Here is a 15,101-nt window from a genome sequence, read left to right on the forward strand (position 1 = left end):
CTGCGCGGCGCGGCGGTGCTTGCCGCCGCAGCGTTGCTGCCTGCGACGCTGCTCGCGTGCGCCGGTTCCCTCGGGCGGTGGCTCCGCCCGGGAACCGGATATGCGCGCGCCGCGCTCTACCGCGACGGCGCAGCTTTGCTCCGCGACGCGCCTTGGCTGGGCCGCGGCGGCGACACCTGGCGGCATGCGTTTCACCGCATCCAGCATGGGCCTTACGTCGGTAGCGAGGTTCACAGCGGCTATTTGGATATCGCCCTTGATCTCGGGCTGATTGGCCTCGCTGTACTGATTCTTTGGCTCGGGTACATCGTTATACGGATGTACCGGCTGCGCAGCGCCATGCTTCCCCCGACGATCGTTCTGCTGCTGCATAGTGCGGTCGATTTTGATATGAGCTATGGCCTCGTATGGTTGCTGCTTCTGTGGCTGGCCGTAGCTGCGGCGGGCGCAGGAGGCTTAAGAAACATTGAAGCTGAAACTGCCAATATCGCTGAACCTACCGAATCAGCAGATATCGTCGCCCCAACAATCGTCAAACAAGCGGAATTCACCGGAATCGTAGAACCTACAGAACCAGCCGATGCGGCTGAAGTGCTCGGCAAACTGCTACTTAACACGGAGCGAGACGCACTGTCGACCAGCGGTCATACACCGCATACGCCAGCGCATTCCCAGGCGCTCACCCGCACGCCGCGCCTCGTTCTGGCCTGTGTCGCCGCCCTGCTGCTTGCAGCCGGCGCCGTCGGCTTTCGCCAAGCCGAAAGCCTCAAATATTACCGCAAGGCGGTGTCCGCAGCTTCCATATCGGACACCGCCTTGCCAACACCCACCGTTCAAGCCACCGCCTGGCTTGAACGCTCGCTCGCCTACAGCCCGTACCGTCCTTCGGCTCGCCTCGCCTTGGCGGCGCTGTCGGCTCCCGCCGACGCCGCGCCGCAGCTGCGGGTGGGCCTCGTCTACGACCCGGCCCACCCTGGCCTCTGGTTGGCCCTTGGCGATGCCTTGGCCCAACTGGAAGACCCAGCCGCTATCCCGGCTTTGCAGCGGGCGCTGGAGCTGGACCGCTTCGACCGGGCTCAGCAAACCGCGGTCCTGCGAAGCATCGTATTGCTGGCACAGCACCTGCAAAGCCAAGGTCGCCTCCGTGAAGCCCAAGTGGCGGTCGCCACAGGCGAGGCTGCATTCAGCCGCTATGAACAGTTGGTCATGCAGGTGGCCTTAACGGACGGGCGCAATGATCGACAATTTCACATGACTGTGGAGGCCGAAGCTTTAGGTGATAAGCTGAAGCAAATCAGAAAATCAGTCACAGCTACGGCTGACGCTCATCCGCAATCAGCGGCTCGCACAGGCTCGTCACGTTAGCAATTTACTCCAATGTATTCCTCTTAAACGTTCGGAAACCTATCCACTACCCGCCAAATGCTGCCCTAAAAGCGGAAGACAGCTTCTCTCGGTCAACCTGCCAAAGCTCAGCGAGCTCGGCGCTTACCTCTTGGTCCCACCAGTCGGCGAGCACCTTTCGATTGCTCCGGTTTTCGCCGATCCAAAGCAGATTCCCGATGACCTTTTTGTAATACAGCGACTCGCCCTGTTGAAGCAGCTCATTGGGGATATACAGACCGAGCCTTTTCACAGTCCTGTACAGCTCCTTGCTGCAGCCACGGCGAATTTTGCGCGGGGTAGGGAGGGATGACTGATGTTTTGTCGGAAAATTTGCCATATCGCCGCCTCCTTTCATCACAACATATGCATTCGCTGGGGGGGAAGTCACCCTTGCTCAACTAGAATGCATGACCCCGGCTATGATAGAATAGGATTTAATCATAGAGCCCTAAACGCTCCTATGATAGATTGACGCGATAATAATTAGGAAAAAGTTTACAGGAAAGAGGACGAACCAGTGGATTGGATATCGAATTTAGTTAGCACATTGTTAGAATGGGTGCAGCAATTGGGGTACATCGGCATTATGCTCGGCTTGATGATTGAAATTATTCCGAGTGAAATCGTGCTCGCCTATGGAGGATATTTGGTTCATTCCGGCGATATTAATTTTTTGGACAGCAAGCTGCTCAGCTTTATCGTCGCTGTACTTTTTGGCGTCATCGGCGGGGTGATTGCCCAGCTTTTCATTTATTGGCTCGGCCGATACGGTGGAAGACCGGTTTTGGAGAAGTACGGAAAGTACATTTTCATTAAGAAAAAGCACATCGATGTGTCCGAAGCCTGGTTTTTGAAGTACGGTCCCGGCGTGATTTTTACCGCCCGGTTTATTCCGGTTGCCCGGCATGCGATTTCCATTCCTGCGGGCATGGCGAAGATGCCGCTCGGTAAGTTCACTCTTTTAACCACGCTCGCGATCATTCCCTGGTCTGTCCTATTCATATATTTGGGAATGCTTTTGGGCGAAAATTGGCAGCATATCGATGAGAAGGCGGGACCATACGTGACGCCGATTCTGATCGGTGCGTTAGCATTGTTGATCATCTACATTCTGATTAAGATGTTCGGAGGTAAGAAGAAAGGGGAGGCGTAAATGACGGTTAATTTGGCGCATAAATTCGGCAAGGGAATTACTCCGGGGCAGTTTATAGCGGGAATGCAGCGCAATCAAGAGGCATTTCAAAAGGGGTATGACAGTTTTGCCTGGATCACGGCGGAAGATCGGCAGTTTTTTGAAGGACTCCAAAGTCGGGCCGATCTAAGAGTACTCATCCTCGCCGCGGATTGGTGCGGAGATGTGGTTCGGAGTGTTCCGGTCATATTTCGTGCCCTCGAAGCCTCGGGGCTTCAAACGGAAGTGCTTATTGTAGAGGAACACCAGGATGTCATGGATCATTATCTGACAATGGGCGGTAGAGCAGTTCCAATTGTTATTTTTGTAAATAACCAGGGTGTGGTTCAAGGGCATTGGGGGCCTCGCCCCATGCATGTTCAACAATTGATGATTCAATTCAAACAAGACAACCCGGACCGTGAAGCTTCGGATTATGAGGAGAAAATCAGTGTCGTCCGCAAGATGATGGCAGAGAAATACGAGGAAGGAGCTGGAGTTAACGCTACGGTTGTAGCTGAACTGCGTGCGTTAATTTCCGAGTTGTGATTAAACGATGCTTAAGATAGATATGTTACCTCTAGGACCTTTGCAAACGAATGCCTATATTCTGCGTGGTGAAGACGAGAGCAAGGCAATCATTATCGACCCTGGCATGAAACCCGGACCATTGCTGCGGCGGATCGAAAATTTGGAGATTGAGGCTATTTTGTTGACACATGCCCATTTTGATCATATTGGTGGTGTTGACGAAATCCGCAAGCTCAAAGGTTGTCCCGTTTATGTCCATTCCTTGGAAAGTGACTGGCTGACGACGCCAAAGCTGAACGGTTCTCTCATGTGGCCTGAGGTTTCTGCGCCGATTGCAACCGATCCGGCTGAATTTGACCTTGCCGATGGACAGAAGCTTTCTTTGATTGGCCATGAATTTACCGTATACCATACTCCAGGACATTCGCCGGGTAGTGTTAGCTTTTTGTGCGGGAATGATTTGTTTTCGGGAGATGTGCTGTTCCGACTCAGTGTAGGTAGAACCGATCTACCTGGAGGTCGTGAGGCAGAACTCTATAACTCGATCCATGGGAAGCTGTTCACCTTGCCTGATGAAATTAAAGTCTACCCGGGACATGGGCCTAAAACGACGATTGGCTTTGAACGCGCTAATAATCCATACATATCTTAAGTATCGGTGATGGATGAACGAACAAGTGCGCATATCTACAAAAATAGACGAAAAAGCACAAAAATAGTGGACAAAGGTGCGTTCCTTTGATAGGATGTAATTATTAAATCATTGTAACCTTTGCGAAGCACGCAAGCTGTGGATTGATCCCGGTTTGCGTTCTTTTTTTGTCTTTTTTGCGAACTGGGTGTGGTCAGGATGCAGAAGCCAGATCGAAAAGACAAGAAAGGGATGAAGCTTTTGAAGAACCATTTGTCATATTTTACGGATAGCGGACAGGAACTTGGGCTATTAAAGGAGCTCTATCGAAATACATATATAGATTTTGATTGCTTAAATTGTAGCGTACAGAAGATTCAAAAGCTTGAATGGCGACATATGACATTCCACTCGGGAGCTATTGGGCAGCCGTGGTACGATAAGCTACAGCGAATTCGGCGGCCATAAATAGTTTAATTGTTTACGGAACCGGGATAAATGTCTAAAATCTTTAGAATCGGTTGAATTTTCTTGACCAATCTCGTAGGATTATATAAAGTAGAGCTTGAAAATTGTGCGGATTGGATTGTTCGAACGATTCCAAGCACATTTATACAATTCAGGGAGGTAGACGATGCTGCATTTGGGAGAGAGAGTTGTAATCGTCGGCGATGCCTTTGAGCAGAATCTTCCTGTTGGGGAATATGGCTACGTAATTGCTTACGACCGTAATCCGGATAATGCCTTTGATTATGTCGTCCGGTCTCCGAAGACGGGACGTAATTATTTCGTTCCTTCGAGCGATGTAGAATCCGAAGAACGGCTCTTGGAGCAGGAAGCCGAGCGCAGGGCGCAAGAGGCTCTGATCGATTATGCGCTAGCTACGCACAACGAAAAGCTTTTTATGCAAATCATGAACGGTGAAAGCGATGGTGCGGACGAGCAAGAGGAACCAACAAAGGAAGTTATGTCTCAGGCTGAATTCATCAAACAGGTGAATCTGCGGGCATGGATATAAAGAGAGTCGGCGCCGCCGGCTCTCTTTTAATTTGGAACGGATACGGTCTGAAAGGGCACGAACCCGTTCTTCTTTTCACAACCCCTTTTTCCATGTTTCGCGTTAACGGATTGAATTGGGGAGTAATCTACAATATAATTTTAAACAACTGTATGGACATGATAGAATGGACAGATCAGGTTTACAGGCTAGTATTAAAGGAGGACACCCACAATGAGCATTCAGACGAAGGATGTCGAGCATGTGGCTAAATTGGCCCGTCTGCACCTAACGGATGAAGAGCGTGAAATGTTCACAGAACAACTGAACGCGATTTTACAATATGCTGAAAAATTAAATGAGCTGGACACGGAACATATTGCTCCGACAACACATGTGCTTCATCTCAGCAATGTAATGCGTGACGATGTTGTCGAGGAGAGTCTGCCGCTGGACAAGGTATTCCGCAATGCCCCGGATGAAGAAGAAGGGCAGTTTAAAGTGCCAGCCGTATTGGAATAAACCAGAGCGTTAACTGTAAATATGTGAACTTAGAAGGAGGAAGCGGGTTTGACGCTTTTTGATTTGCGGTTGCAGGAGATACATAACCGACTCCACAACAGAGAATTATCTGTAAGTGATTTGGTTAAGGAAGCTTTCGTCAAAATTAGAGAATATGACGGCCGAATCGGCGCGTACCTCACATTGAATGAAGAAGGGGCTATGGCCGAGGCGGCTCGCCTTGATGACAAGCTCTTGACGAACGAGTCTCAGGGATTATTGTTTGGGCTGCCTGTAGGTATTAAAGACAACATGGTGACGGAAGGATTACGCACCACCTGTGCCAGTCAGTTCCTATCGAATTATGATCCGATATACGATGCAACAGTAGTGACGAAGCTGAAGCAATCGGAAACGGTAATGCTTGGCAAACTGAACATGGATGAATTCGCCATGGGTGGCTCCAACGAGAACTCCAGCTTTCATCCCGTTCGCAATCCGTGGGATTTAAGTCGTGTCCCTGGGGGCTCCAGCGGTGGTTCGGCCGCGGCGGTAGCTGCGGGTGAAGCTTACTTTACGCTTGGTTCCGACACGGGGGGCTCCATTCGCCAACCGGCTTCTTATTGCGGTGTCGTCGGGCTTAAGCCGACGTATGGCCGTATTTCCCGGTATGGACTCGTAGCTTTTGCTTCTTCTCTCGACCAAATTGGTCCGATTACAAAAAATGTGGAAGATTCCGCTTACGTGCTGCAGGCCATTGCAGGACACGATCCGAAGGATTCTACTTCCGCTGACGTCGAGGTGCCGGATTATTTGAGCGCGCTCACCGGGGAAGTTGCCGGACTGAAAATCGCCGTTCCGAAGGAATATTTGGAGGGGATCGAACCGCAGGTTAAAGCGGCTGTTCTTGAAGTGCTGCGCGTGCTTGAAGGCCTTGGCGCCGTTTGGGAAGAGGTTTCCCTGCCGCATACGGAATATGCGGTTGCCGCCTACTACTTACTGGCTTCCTCTGAAGCATCCTCCAACCTGTCGCGGTTTGACGGGGTGCGTTATGGGGTTCGTGCGGACAACCCGGGCAACTTGCTCGATCTGTATTATGATTCACGCAGTCAAGGATTCGGCCCTGAGGTGAAGCGTCGGATCATGCTCGGTACTTATGCGCTTAGCTCGGGGTATTACGATGCCTATTATTTGAAAGCGCAAAAGGTAAGAACCTTGATCAAGCAAGATTTTGATCAAACCTTTGAGAAATTCGACGTCATTCTCGGGCCAACAGCACCTACGACAGCATTCCCGCTCGGCTCGCAAATCGACGATCCTTTGACGATGTACTTGAACGATATTTTGACGATTCCTGTAAGCTTGGCGGGTGTTCCTGCGCTTAGCGTTCCTTGCGGTTTTGCGGACGGCCTGCCGGTTGGTCTGCAAATAATCGGCAAACCGTTCGATGAGAGCACGATACTCCGCGTCGCCCATGCCTATGAGGTGCATACGGATCACCATAAGCAGCGTCCAACGTTGTAAGTTACACCAGTCACAACTTAAAGTTTGCAGGAGGTTAGGCCATGTCAACATCCAAATATGAAACGGTGATCGGGCTGGAGGTGCACGTGGAGCTTCATACGAAAACGAAAATTTTCTGCGGCTGCTCCACGGAGTTTGGCGCTCCGCCTAACACGCACACCTGTCCGGTTTGCCTTGGGCATCCCGGCGTACTGCCTGTGCTGAATCGCCAGGCCGTCGATTATGCCATGAAAGCAGCGATGGCGCTGAACTGCGAAATCGGCGATGTGAGCAAATTTGACCGAAAAAACTATTTCTATCCGGATCTACCCAAGGCTTATCAGATTTCTCAATATGATCAGCCTATCGGTTTAAACGGATATATCGATATTGAAGTAAATGGAGAAACCAAGCGGATCGGTATTACTCGGCTCCATTTGGAGGAAGACGCAGGTAAGCTGACACATGTCGACGGTGGATTTGCTTCGCTCGTGGACTTCAACCGCGTTGGCACCCCACTGGTAGAAATTGTATCAGAGCCGGACATTTCCTCACCGGAAGAAGCGAAGGCTTATCTTGAGAAGCTGCGTGCCATCATGCAGTATTGTGACGTTTCCGATGTGAAGATGGAAGAAGGATCTATGCGTTGTGACGCCAATATCAGTTTGCGTCCATATGGACAGAAGGAGTTTGGTACCCGGGCCGAGCTCAAAAACATGAACTCGTTCCGCGGTGTTGTGCGCGGACTTGAGTATGAACAGTACCGTCAGGCGGAAATTTTGGACGAGGGCGGAAAAGTGGTGCAGGAGACGCGGCGTTGGGATGAGTCGCAAGGCAAAACGTTCTCAATGCGTGGCAAAGAAGAGGCGCACGATTACCGCTACTTCCCGGATCCAGACCTAGTGACTCTCCATATCGATGAGGCCTGGAAGGAACGAATCCGACAATCGATTCCAGAGCTGCCGGATGCGCGCAAAGCCCGTTATACGTCGGAGTACGGTCTGCCCGATTACGACGCTGGTGTGATTACATCATCTAAAGGACTTGCTGATCTGTTCGAGAGCAGCCTGCAATACACCAAGGACGCGAAGTCCGTATCCAACTGGATTATGGGCGAATTGCTGGGCTATTTGAACAGTAATGGCTTGGAACTTTCCGATGTGAAGCTGACCGGTCAGGGCCTCGGAGAAATGATTGGTTTGCTCGATAAAGGCACAATCAGCTCCAAAATTGCTAAGACTGTGTTTAAGGAAATGCTGCAAAGCGGTAAGCTGCCACAGCAGATCGTTGAGGAACAGGGGCTTGTGCAAATCAGCGATGAAGGGGCGATTTTGGCAATCGTAAACGAAGTGGTTGCGAACAATCCGGCTTCTGTCGAAGATTACAAGGCAGGTAAGGAGAAGGCGATCGGCTTCCTGGTCGGCCAAGTGATGAAGCAAAGTAAAGGTAAAGCGAACCCAGGGCTGGTCAACAAGCTGCTGGTAGAAGTGCTTAAGGGATAGCACTATATAGTGAATCCCTGAGTAAGCTTCGTATAGCCTGGAGGGATTGACCTTGGGGAGGAAGCTATAAATATGATCGTTAAGCTATCGCTGCAGGACCCTGATATCGTAGAACAGCTTTGGAGCCTGCAGCACACCGCATATCGGCTTGAGGCAGAGACCGTTGGATTAAAGGATTGCCCGCCACTGCCGGATACCTTTGATTCGATCCGTAGAAGCCGAGATGAATTTTTCGGCAGTCTTTCGGAGGAGAGGGAACTTCTCGGAGCGATCGCAGTTGTATCGGAGATCCCTGGAACACTAGATATCACCCGTTTAATGGTTCATTCGGATCATTTGCGACAAGGAATCGGAGGATCTTTACTTCGGTATGTCCTGCAAAACTATGAGGGAACGCGAACATTCAATGTTATAGCAAGTACACTCAATCCCCCTGCTGTTTCCCTTTATCGTGGTTATGGCTTTGTACCGATCAAGACCCTCCCGTCCGCCGCGGGAATAGAGTTGACCTTGTTTCGTCTTGAACAAGATCATTAGTAAAACGACTTGAACCAGTCAGTCGAGTAGGGGGATATCCCTTCGCTCGACTTTTTTGGTTTTCTTTCAATCGTATCCGGTGTAATGTAGAGCTTAACAACTAACCAGGCAATTGTACTTAAGTTTAGTCCAGTTCATTCCACGTTACAGCTAGAATTGTTTTCGGTTATGATGAAGACTAGGTTATCTCCACGCAGACAGGTCAGTCAAAATGAGGAAAGGGGTGGGGAGATGACGCCTAAGATAGATTTCCTTAAGCATCGTATAACTAGAGAGCAGCCCAAAGGGTATAGACCAAGACGGCGAAAGCGCAAGTTTATCGCCTGTCTGCTTTCCGCATTGTTTCCGGGTTTAGGTCATTTGTACCTCGGAATGATTTTAAAGGGAATCATGTTCATTTACTTTGTCCTGATCGATGCATCCGCTTTGATTTATTTTTCTTCCGTACGAATGGCGATTAACGTTCCGCTGCTGATCCTACTGGGGGTTCTAATTCCTGTTGCGTATTTTTACAGCATATATGATGTCCTTCAATCAACCGATGCGTTCAACTCGCGGATCAAAAAAGAAAATGACGATGACGTTGTCCATTTGAGTGGAACTGAGTCTACCGGGCTTAGTGCCGGCATGCATCAAGGAATTCGAGCTAGCGCTCTGCTGATCGGCGGAGGGCTTCTGCTAGTTTTGCTTCAGAGGAAGCCGTTTTGGCTGCAGGAGTTGATTCAAAGCTCATCGGCCTATCTCGTAGCTGCTGCACTCATTGCCGTCGCTAGCTTTGAGCTTTGGAGAGAGAGCAAGCGCCGCTTTTTACGTACAGGACGTTTTACGGCAGCCTCACTGCTTATAGCTGTAAGCGTACTGCTTGTCATCGATGAAATTTCCGGCAAGGATCGCATGCTGCTAATGTTAACCTGGTGGCCGCTTGTATTTGTACTTTGGGGCCTAGAACATATCGCTGTTTTGATGTTGAATCGCCGAAATGCGTCAAAGCCGGAGCGCCGCCTTCGGGTGGACGTGCGGGGGTTGCTATTTTCTATGTTCATGGCCTTTTCCGTCTTTGCCGTAACACAGCAGGACCATTACATGCATTTATGGAACAGGGTCAGTCTGGATTTGACGGCGGCGGGTGCGGAGTATAGCAACGAAGAAGGGTACCGAGTTGAAAAACCGTCCATGGACATACCGATTGATTTGGACACCAATCGGGTCATAATTAGCGGCTTGAACGGGAATATTGAAGTCCGGAAGGCCGAGACTACGGAAATCATCGTCAAGCCGATCATCTGGATTGATCAACTACCTTCCGAAGAGGCACGGGAAATCGCGGCTGATACATCTGTTGAGGTGAATGAAGGAAAGTCATTGGAGCTGTCCGTCAAAGACAAGGCCTATGGAAAATCCGGACGGCGCCACCCTCGCGTTAATCTTACCGTAATTTTACCGGAAAACCGCTTCCTGGACCTCGATATCACGACATCAAACGGGGGCATTGCTTTAACGAGCGTTCAGGCGATGAAGCAGGTCAAGCTGCAGACAGGAAATGGGGACTTGCGGCTATGGGACGTCATCGGCAACGTCTCGGGTAAAACGCTGAATGGAGATGTGGAGCTGTACCGGATTTTCGGGGATGCAGAAATTGACACCCAGGGAGGAAACATGAAGGGCAGAGGGGTCACGGGCAAAGCTGCCTTATCCACACTGGTTGGGGATATTTCCTTAACGGATGCGCAAGCTGAGATCCAGGTGAATACGAAAAATGGAAACATCCGTGTAGACGGTGCCTCGGCCGAGATTCAGGCGGAATCCTTAAACGGCAAGGTCCATGTCTCCTCTAAGGAGATCGGCGGCAACTGGGATGTTTATAGTGCGGTAGGAGAAATGCAAGTGGATCTTCCGGACGCAGGTAACTATACCTTGGAGGGTTCCAGCAGTTACGGAGACATTTTTACCAATTTGCCGTTTGTCATCGAGGATAAGGAAATTAAAGGAACAATTGGCCGTGGCGAATATCAGGTGAAGGTTGAGGGGAACAGCAACTTAATTGTGAATAAAAGCTGAACTCATGCCTTATAATCGCAGCTCCTGACGAAGGCTTGGTTATACTGCGTTGACAAAAGATTTACCCTAAAAGTACAATAAACTTGCAAGCTGTTTTTTAGTATTACTATTTCTTTGGAATGAGCTTATTAAAGGCGGTGGACATAATGACAACACGCGTACAACACGCCCTGGACCAATTGAAGAATAACGGTGTCCGCATTACGCCGCAACGTCACGCTATTCTTACCTTTCTTATGGAATCGATGAGCCATCCGACCGCGGACGAGATTTACCGGTCCTTGGAGCCCCGCTTTCCGAATATGAGTGTGGCTACGGTATATAACAACCTTAAGATGCTAATTGAAGCCGGAATGGTCAGGGAACTCACCTACGGTGATAATTCGAGCAGATTTGATGCCGACGTCTCGAACCATTATCACATTATCTGTGAGCGATGCGGCAAAATTAAAGATTTCATGTACCCTTCACTGGAAGATGTGGAACAAAAAGCTGCAGAAATGACGGGCTTTCAAATCAGTGGACATCGGCTCGAATTATATGGAGTCTGTAACGAATGCCGAATGGAACATTAATAGTTTGAATCGGGCGCATTTTACCTGTGGGTAAAATTAATAACGTGCGGGATTCCTTCGGGAGTTCTTCACGTTTTTATTTTTACAAAACCATAGTGGGCCGAGTGGGTCGAATCAACTGACGGAGGTATGGCCATTGAAGAGCAGAAGAACCATGCATGGCAGGAACAAGCGCGGTAAGCGTGGATCAAAGGGCTTGCTGGCACTTATTTTAATTATTATTGGAGTGTATTGGGCTTCTACCGTTTTACTTCCAAACCGAAATCATGTCAATCCGGAGTGGCTTGGGGAAATAGATAAGCCGATATTTGCGGCGGGAAAACTGATGGAAGGGACCGCGATAGGAAAAGGGGACAGTTTGAAGCTGCCGCTTCCTGTCATACAATCCGTTATTGACCCGACCATTCGTTATGAGAAAAAGACGCAATCCGTCATTTTAACGACACCTAGAAAGCTTGTGTTTTTAAAGACGGATGAAAAAATCGCCAAGATTAATAACAAACCGATCCATCTATTATTTGCCCCTGAAGAGAAAAAGGGGACGCTTTATTTGCCGGCAAATCTCCTTAAGGAGCTTTACGGTATAGAGATACATGAGAATGCTGATACGGGTGCTGTTTTGCTTTATAAAGCCGGGGAAGGGGTTTTAGGCGCCAATATCCAAACAAATTCTCGCAAAAATAGTGCGACTGTTCCTCTGCGAACCGGAGGGAGCATACATAAGCCTATTTTAGCGGATCTGAAGCAGGGGACTACTGTTCGCGTGCTCCAAACCGCTGACAATTGGTATTATGTCCAAATGAGTAATGGATATGTTGGGTATGTAGATAAAAAGTATATTAATTTAGGTAAGAAAAAAATCGTTCCTAAACTGAAGCAAGAGCTGTCCACAGCTAAAAAGAAGTGGGAGTCGAAGACGATTAACATGACCTGGGAGGCTGTCTACAAGGTGGCACCAAACCCATCAGCCATCGGAGACTTGCCGGGGATTAACGTAGTTAGTCCAACCTGGTTCTCTCTCATTGATGGCGATGGCAATGTTAGAAGTAAAGCGGATTCCACCTATGTTCAATGGGCACATAGCCGTGGTATGCAGGTGTGGGGATTATTCAGCAATAGCTTTGAACCGGATTTGACAACAAAGGCGCTAGCGAGCTTTGAAAACCGTCTGACAACCATCCTGCAAATGCTGCATTATGCGAAATTGTATGATTTGGACGGCATCAATATCGATTATGAAAATGTTCATACGAAAGACGGCGACAATCTGACGCAATTTATGCGTGAACTGCGTCCGTTAGCTGAGGAGCAGGGGCTGATTGTTTCGATCGACGTAACTCCTAAATCGAACAGTGAAATGTGGTCGGCGTTTCTGGACCGTCGTGCTCTCGGCGAGGTTGTCGATTACATGATGTTGATGGCTTATGACGAACACTGGGCAGCTAGTCCCGAATCGGGGTCAGTAGCATCCTTACCATGGGTTCGCGCATCGGTAACCCGCATTTTGGAGGAGGATGGGGTGCCTGCAAATAAGCTGGTATTAGGTTTACCTTTGTATACCCGTATTTGGACGGAAATCGAAAAGGATGGGAAGACTGACGTCAGCTCCAAAGCGATCGGAATGAAGAAGGCTCAGGAAATTATCGCCAATAAGAAATTGAAGCCACGATTGTCCGAAGAAACGGGACAAAACTATGTAGAGTACAGTGACAAAGAGGGATTGCACCGGATCTGGCTGGAGGACGAAGATTCATTGAATAGACGGGTAGAGCTTGCCAAATCATTTGGTCTTGCTGGGGTTGCTGCTTGGAATCGAAGCTTTGCATCGGATGAAGCATGGGGCGTACTTAGGACAATTTCGGAATAGGCATCGGGTACGTAGAGTTTTTTAGAGCTGAAAAGGCGGGCACCCCTAAGGGGCACACCGCCTTTTTGTGTTGTCATTTCTATGAGGTTAGTTTAATGATTTCCGGACATTCCGCTTATTTGTTGCTGCTCCAGCTGATCAGCAGTTATGTCGGCTTGCGCAGGATCTAAGGTGAGAATCGTTTTACAGAACATACAGCGGTCTGTTTTGCCAAGCATTTTGGTGAGCTTATGGCATTCGGGACATTCCAACTGCACGGCGGAGGTTGACAGCATTCCGGCCCAGAAATAGATGGCCAAACTGCCCAGCATCGCAATGAGTCCAATGACAAGCCCAATGCCAGCTACGATTTTTCCGGATTGCCCGAAGAAAACGATGCCTGCGGTACCCAGCACCATTAATCCCATACCTAACATAGTTAGCAGCAAACCCCATAAGCGGAACTCATTGATTTTGCTCGACTTAAAGAACATGTACGGTAAACCTCGATTCTTCTAAAATGATTCTTTTAAGAAATCGACTTTTTCCTTACGCCTACAAAAAACAAGAAGGAAACTTAAATTCAGCGTAGAACTATATTATAACGAATCGGCAGGAATACGCCAAGGTAGGAGGCTATCCGTGGAACGAACCATTTTTTCGATAATGGATGAAGAAAAGGCTGGTCGCCAAGCGATCGGAGCAATCGGATATCGCCATGACAGTGGAAGTTATCACGACTCGCTGCTGCATGACTTTGAATTTCTGATTCTGGTGGTGCATCATGGTTTAGAAAATTCAGAGCTACAGATAGAGCATTGTATGAGTGGTGATATTCACTATCAGCTGTTGCATGTAGACAGCCATGCTATTGAAAAGTGGGTAACGGCCGGAGATAACCGGGAGCTGGTGCAGTATTTTTTGCATGGTGATGTGATATGGGATGTTGATGGGAAGCTGAAAGCGTTCCGATCATACATTAATGCTTTCGGTGATAGTCTGAAAGAACGGCGCAAGTTCAAGGAGTTTGCCAAGTTCTTGAAAGTATACGTCGAGGCAAAACGATACACATCTGAGCACGACTTGTTAGATGCTTACTACAGCGTGCTTCAGGCGTTAAAGCATTATGCCCGCCTGGAATTGATTGATCAGGGAATTCTTCCAGAGAGTAGTGTCTGGGAGCAGGTTCGCCACTTAAACTCCGTCGTATATAAATTGTTTGATGAGCTGACGGATAGTAAGGAGACGTTAGAACAGCGCATCCAGCTCGTCCTTCTAGCCTGCGAGTTTTCACTGACAAGCAAAATGGCAGATTGCTGCTCTTTATTGCTTCGTATTCTGGGAAGCAGGAAGGAACCCTGGAGCGTTCAAGAGCTTATGAAATTGCCAGAGCTGGCTCTTGTAAAGGATGAGCTCCCTCTCGTCCTTAGAAAACTGGTGTATCGTTCGTTGGCTAAAGAGTCTATTAAGAGTCAGCGGGATGGAAGTGGCGAAGGACGTGAGATACGATATCGAGTTTGATCACAAAATCCAAGTTCCATATATTTCTCTACAAAATAGGGTTGACTCCTGTGTTAATTCTGTGTTAAATTATATCTCGCCCCTAAGAAGGCAGTAAGGTTACAAAGGTAATGATTGATAGAAGCATTGATTACCTTGAAAAAAACTTCTTGACTTATTAGAGGGTAACGTGATATATTATAAAGGTCGCTGCTGAAACGAAAATGCGGCGGCGAAAACGAAGTTGATCTTTGAAAACTGAACAACGAGTGAGTATTAAAAGAGAATTAATTTCTCGTCAGTACGAAATGAGCTAATCGCTCTAAAATAAAGCATCAAAACTTTATTGGAGAGTTTGATCCT

At 48.7% G+C, this 15,101-nt stretch carries 15 protein-coding genes; 13 read left to right on the forward strand and 2 right to left on the reverse strand.

Annotation, left to right across the window (positions count from 1 at the left end; genetic code table 11):
- Positions 1 to 1,365: O-antigen ligase family protein (locus ACFQ3W_RS25725; protein WP_379322100.1), on the forward strand; the 1,365-nt coding region annotated here is incomplete at its 5' end.
- Between the two features lie 46 nt (positions 1,366 to 1,411).
- Here ACFQ3W_RS25725 and ACFQ3W_RS25730 read toward each other — a convergent pair.
- Positions 1,412 to 1,723, reverse strand: a complete 312-nt coding sequence (locus ACFQ3W_RS25730) for a dehydrogenase (RefSeq protein WP_379322101.1) — start codon at positions 1,721 to 1,723, stop codon at positions 1,412 to 1,414.
- Between the two features lie 180 nt (positions 1,724 to 1,903).
- Here ACFQ3W_RS25730 and ACFQ3W_RS25735 point away from each other — a divergent pair, with 180 nt between their 5' ends.
- From ACFQ3W_RS25735 to ACFQ3W_RS25785, 11 genes are all read left to right on the forward strand, one after another.
- The gene (locus tag ACFQ3W_RS25735) at positions 1,904 to 2,539 is read left to right on the forward strand and encodes a DedA family protein (protein WP_379322102.1); all 636 of its coding nucleotides are present in this window, start codon (positions 1,904 to 1,906) and stop codon (positions 2,537 to 2,539) included.
- A complete protein-coding gene (locus tag ACFQ3W_RS25740) occupies positions 2,540 to 3,106 on the forward strand; it encodes a thioredoxin family protein (protein ID WP_379322103.1) in 567 nt (188 codons plus the stop codon).
- Positions 3,107 to 3,113: 7 nt separating this feature from the next.
- Positions 3,114 to 3,740: an MBL fold metallo-hydrolase gene (locus tag ACFQ3W_RS25745; RefSeq protein WP_379322104.1), complete on the forward strand. Its 627-nt coding sequence runs from the start codon at positions 3,114 to 3,116 to the stop codon at positions 3,738 to 3,740.
- Between the two features lie 613 nt (positions 3,741 to 4,353).
- A complete protein-coding gene (locus tag ACFQ3W_RS25750; protein WP_379322105.1) occupies positions 4,354 to 4,737 on the forward strand; it encodes an ATPase in 384 nt (127 codons plus the stop codon).
- A 213-nt stretch (positions 4,738 to 4,950) separates the two neighbouring features.
- Positions 4,951 to 5,238 carry an Asp-tRNA(Asn)/Glu-tRNA(Gln) amidotransferase subunit GatC gene (gatC, locus tag ACFQ3W_RS25755; RefSeq protein WP_379322106.1) on the forward strand — a complete coding sequence of 96 codons (288 nt, stop codon included), beginning with the start codon at positions 4,951 to 4,953 and terminating at the stop codon, positions 5,236 to 5,238.
- 48 nt (positions 5,239 to 5,286) lie between these two features.
- Positions 5,287 to 6,741 carry an Asp-tRNA(Asn)/Glu-tRNA(Gln) amidotransferase subunit GatA gene (gene gatA / locus ACFQ3W_RS25760; RefSeq protein WP_379322107.1) on the forward strand — a complete coding sequence of 485 codons (1,455 nt, stop codon included), beginning with the start codon at positions 5,287 to 5,289 and terminating at the stop codon, positions 6,739 to 6,741.
- A gap of 41 nt (positions 6,742 to 6,782) precedes the next feature.
- A complete protein-coding gene (gene gatB / locus ACFQ3W_RS25765; protein WP_379322108.1) occupies positions 6,783 to 8,222 on the forward strand; it encodes an Asp-tRNA(Asn)/Glu-tRNA(Gln) amidotransferase subunit GatB in 1,440 nt (479 codons plus the stop codon).
- Positions 8,223 to 8,294: 72 nt separating this feature from the next.
- Positions 8,295 to 8,759 (forward strand): GNAT family N-acetyltransferase, encoded by a 465-nt coding sequence (locus tag ACFQ3W_RS25770; RefSeq protein WP_379322109.1) that lies wholly within the window; start codon positions 8,295 to 8,297, stop codon positions 8,757 to 8,759.
- Positions 8,760 to 8,990: 231 nt separating this feature from the next.
- Positions 8,991 to 10,817 (forward strand): DUF4097 family beta strand repeat-containing protein, encoded by a 1,827-nt coding sequence (locus ACFQ3W_RS25775; protein WP_379322110.1) that lies wholly within the window; start codon positions 8,991 to 8,993, stop codon positions 10,815 to 10,817.
- A 146-nt stretch (positions 10,818 to 10,963) separates the two neighbouring features.
- Entirely contained in the window at positions 10,964 to 11,392 is a 429-nt protein-coding gene (gene perR / locus ACFQ3W_RS25780; protein ID WP_379322111.1) for a peroxide-responsive transcriptional repressor PerR, read from the forward strand.
- 154 nt (positions 11,393 to 11,546) lie between these two features.
- A complete protein-coding gene (locus tag ACFQ3W_RS25785; RefSeq protein ID WP_379322114.1) occupies positions 11,547 to 13,259 on the forward strand; it encodes a glycosyl hydrolase family 18 protein in 1,713 nt (570 codons plus the stop codon).
- Positions 13,260 to 13,351: 92 nt separating this feature from the next.
- Here the strand turns inward: ACFQ3W_RS25785 and ACFQ3W_RS25790 are convergent, their stop codons facing one another.
- Positions 13,352 to 13,732, reverse strand: coding sequence for a DUF2614 family zinc ribbon-containing protein (locus tag ACFQ3W_RS25790; RefSeq protein ID WP_379322112.1), 381 nt, complete (start codon positions 13,730 to 13,732; stop codon positions 13,352 to 13,354).
- A 148-nt stretch (positions 13,733 to 13,880) separates the two neighbouring features.
- Between ACFQ3W_RS25790 and ACFQ3W_RS25795 the strand changes: the two genes are divergently transcribed.
- On the forward strand, positions 13,881 to 14,759 hold the full coding sequence (locus tag ACFQ3W_RS25795) for a nucleotidyltransferase-like protein (protein ID WP_379322113.1): 879 nt from the start codon (positions 13,881 to 13,883) through the stop codon (positions 14,757 to 14,759).
- The last annotated feature ends 342 nt before the right edge of the window (positions 14,760 to 15,101 follow it).

It is taken from the genome of Paenibacillus puldeungensis, assembly GCF_042678945.1.
GTDB lineage: Bacteria > Bacillota > Bacilli > Paenibacillales > Paenibacillaceae > Fontibacillus > Fontibacillus puldeungensis.